The organism is Anaerotignum lactatifermentans, from assembly GCF_014982935.1.
GTDB lineage: Bacteria > Bacillota > Clostridia > Lachnospirales > Anaerotignaceae > Anaerotignum > Anaerotignum lactatifermentans.
The window spans coordinates 1-1,202 of the sequence record NZ_JADCKK010000144.1; the positions used below are offsets into that span (position 1 = coordinate 1).

The window sequence follows — 1,202 nt, forward strand, 5'->3', positions numbered from 1 at the left end:
CTGCTCAAGGCGGTCTACGACTACGAGAAGTACGTCCACATGTTCGGTGCCGAGATGCGCGAGGGCAACCCGAGCCCCGGCAACATGGCCGGCGGCCTCACCACCCTCGAGGAGAAGTCCCTCGGCTGCATCCACAAGGGCGGCCACAGCCCGCTGAACGCGGTATACGGCTACGCCGACCAGCTGAAGCCCCACGAGGGCCTGGTCGTCATGGACACGCCGGGCAACGACCCCTCCTCGGTCATGGGCATCGTCGCCGGCGGCTGCCAGCTCGTGGTCTTCTCCACCGGCCTCGGCACCCCGACGGGCAACCCGGTGGCGCCGGTGCTGCGCCTCACCGCGAATCGCCGCACGGCCGAGACCATGGCGGACAACACCGACTTCGACGCCAGCGCGTCCATCTACGGGCCCGAGTCCATGGCCGAGCTGCGCGACCGGCTCATCGACGCCATCATAGCGGTCTGCGAGGGCAGGCCGACCTGCGCGGAGGCGCTCGGGTACACCGAGTGCGCCCTGCCGCATCTGTGCAACTACATGTAGGGGACGCGACGTCCCGCCCGAGAGGGGGACCCTTCGGCGGGGCCGTCGCGCGGGTGCGCCCGCCGCGGGCGCGAAAGGAGGCCACACGGCTTATGGATCTGCATCTGGACGGCAAGGTCGTCATCGTCACGGGCGGCTTCAAGGGAATCGGCCGCGGTATCGTGTTCCAGCTCGCGCGCGAGGGCGCGGTCCCGGTGGTGCTGAACCGCAAGGACGGCGTGGAGGACGAGTTCGCCGCGGAGCTCTCGCAGGTCACCGACACCTTCGACATCCACTTCATCGACCTCGCCGACACCGTCACCGAAATGAAAGTCGTCAAACACGCCTTCAAAGACCAAGGCATCAAAGCCCAAAAAGGCATCGAGCTTTGAAGTGAGGAGAAACGCGCAAGGGGGTAACGGCAATGCAAATGGTCGATGGCAACTTGTAGCGCGGCGTAACGCCTGAGCGAGAGCAACGAGCGAAAGAGGCACCCGCAGCGGCGGCCCGGCGCGAAGGCGGCGCCAGCCGCCCCGATCAAGCCACGGTGATTGAGCAAACCTCACTGGCTTCATCGGCACCCCTAACGGGGTGCTTCGCGGGTGCGCTCCGCTTACACCGCGCTACGGTATGTCGCCAACATTGGGTATGGGGGGCACGGGCACGGATACCCCCGTAGCGCG

The 1,202-nt window shown here is 67.0% G+C and carries 1 protein-coding gene and 1 pseudogene; both read left to right on the plus strand.

All coding sequences use genetic code 11. The features are described 5' to 3' along the window. A pseudogene (locus INF29_RS14340) lies at nt 1-540 on the plus strand (UxaA family hydrolase); the annotation flags it as partial. Nucleotides 541-632: 92 nt separating this feature from the next. Further along, nucleotides 633-911, plus strand: coding sequence for an SDR family NAD(P)-dependent oxidoreductase (locus tag INF29_RS14345; RefSeq protein ID WP_193487402.1), 279 nt, complete (start codon nt 633-635; stop codon nt 909-911). The last annotated feature ends 291 nt before the right edge of the window (nt 912-1,202 follow it).